Origin of the sequence: Treponema sp. (assembly GCF_051883275.1) — a bacterium.
Taxonomy (GTDB): Bacteria; Spirochaetota; Spirochaetia; order Treponematales; family Treponemataceae; genus Treponema_D.
The window spans coordinates 1-2,197 of sequence record NZ_JBJETK010000069.1 but is presented as its reverse complement, the minus strand read 5'-3'; the positions used below and the strand labels follow the sequence as shown (position 1 = coordinate 2,197).

At 38.7% G+C, this 2,197-nt stretch carries 3 protein-coding genes; all 3 read right to left on the bottom strand.

The window, feature by feature from the left end; all coding sequences use genetic code 11:
* Window positions 1–751 (bottom strand): metallophosphoesterase (locus ACI4L0_RS10870; protein WP_439800193.1); only part of this gene is annotated, 751 nt, incomplete at its 3' end.
* A 371-nt stretch (window positions 752–1,122) separates the two neighbouring features.
* Window positions 1,123–1,581, bottom strand: a complete 459-nt coding sequence (locus tag ACI4L0_RS10865; protein ID WP_439800192.1) for a GNAT family N-acetyltransferase — start codon at window positions 1,579–1,581, stop codon at window positions 1,123–1,125.
* Between the two features lie 23 nt (window positions 1,582–1,604).
* On the bottom strand, window positions 1,605–2,197 hold a 593-nt coding region (locus tag ACI4L0_RS10860), incomplete at its 5' end, for a GyrI-like domain-containing protein (protein ID WP_439800191.1).

The following is a 2,197-nucleotide window of genomic DNA, read 5'->3' as shown; positions in this document are numbered from 1 at the left end:
GGAGTTGTCCTCCGTGATAATGACCGGCAATGGATAGATCGTAATCAATATAACCCAAAGCGTTCCAATCTTCCTGTGTCATATTTGCCTGTATTGGAAAGTGATTGACTCTGATTTTTACATCTCCAGTATTGTTTAACTGCTCATACCATTGTTGTAATTCCTGACCATAGGAAATCACATTCCGGTAGTCTTCTGAATTATCAAACACATCCTTTTCTGCACTCAAATAATTCATTTGAATATCTGCCCAGCTTAATTCAGGAACAAACCAGATGCTCTCATTTTCCTTTTTAATCTCAACAGGTGCAAGCAAAACTGTTACACCCACCTCTTCTAATTCGTTTCCTATGCTCGTCAGTTTTCCTGTACAACTTCCATTTACTGTTTCGATTGCAAAGGGGCCTGTATTTCCGTCCACCCAAAGAACAGTATCCTTGTTTTCCAAACCATTTAATAAATCAAAAACAGCTTGTGATGATGACAAATCACTTTCTTCAAACTTGTTCATATCACCCGTAAGTATAATACAGTCATAATCCAACGCATTGATTGTGGCAAGCAAATCGGATTGATTTTCCCCCAAATATTTTCCATGCAAATCGGAAATATGCAATATGCGGTATCCGTCAAATTCTTCTGGCAATCCATCCATTATGACATTTTGCTCTACGATAACAAAACGGTTATTGTCATAAATATTATACAGAACACTTGTAGTAGCCAAAAAAACTATAACAACAAGTGCCACACTCTTTTCTTGTTTTTCACTCTGATGTATCCTCCAAGATCGGCGGTTCTCCCACCTGCTCCATCATTTTCTTCTCTCCTGTGAGAACTGACTACACACAGAGCCGAGGCGATTCCAACACACACCCGAGACAGGTTGGATAACACAGATTTTTACATTTCTTATACTCCGATTTATCTGGATAATGGATGTGATTCCTTGATTCTCACTGTAGCAAAAACCGGTAAAGCAATTTGTTTACTCACAGCTCGAACCTTCTCTCTGCTTTTGTGTCTCCAGTTAAGTTTGTTCTCCTTAATTGTTTTAATATCCATTATTACATCTCTTCTTTAATGAATACCATTATACAGATGTAATAAGTAATTTACTTCTTAATTCGTGCTATGGCGTATTAAAACAAATTCCTGAACCGGACTTCCAAATTCTTCTGTCAGTTTTCCCTCAACAAACCCTAAATGCTTATAGAAGGCTCTTGCGGCTATTCCTTCCTGCACTCCTTCACGGTATGTAGTGACAATAATGTCTCTTTCAGGGTCCAAAAATTTCAGCATATAGGATACCATCTTTTCTGCAATATGCTGTCTGCGATATTCGGCATCGACTGCTAAAAAACATAACATATTGTTATCTTTTGAAAACAGCAACGCACCGACTATCTTGTCTTCAATCTTGGCACAGATTGCCGATTCTTTATGTATAAAACCTAAAACCGTATTTCTATGTTCCTTCAAAGCATCTGCCGTTTCAAGTCCGGGAAAGTTTTCCTTGACCTTGCATACAAGATTCATCCAACCGTCAATATCTTGATTTTTTGCAAGTAAAATTTCCACTCAATCACCACCAATAGGAATTCTTACACTTTTCTTATCGGATGCCTGATTACGGTTTTCCATTTTACGGGAGCAACCTTTCGGGCATCCGACATATATATTTCGTGATGCAACCGTTTGTCGGTGATATCATTTACATATCCGTTTGCCTTTATATACTCGTCCATTACGGCAACCGTTTCAGGTTCATTATCAAAGGGACCCTGGTGCATAATTTGAACGCATAGTCCCTCATCAACAGTCAAAAATTCTGCCGCCGAACAATCTATCTTTTTCTTTTTTGTGGCTGTTTCTACCGCCCAATTAAAATCTGCTTTTGTGACAAAATCGGGAAGACGAATTACGGAAATCCAATTAAAAGTTGACTTATCGGAGTAGTCAATACCGCAGATGCCGTCTTGCCACCAAAATCCTTCAAGAGGCGGCACAACATACTCGAAAAATCCCTCTATTTTGTAATCTGTCTTATAACTCATTTTCAGGGTATATGCCACCGCATATAAAACGCCGATTGCTTTTTGGTACGCTCCGCCTTCTTCGTTTGGATTACCTTTACCTCTAACTGCTATATAGTTTGCTGACGGAACATTTATAATCTCCGGTTTGTTTTTCGGAC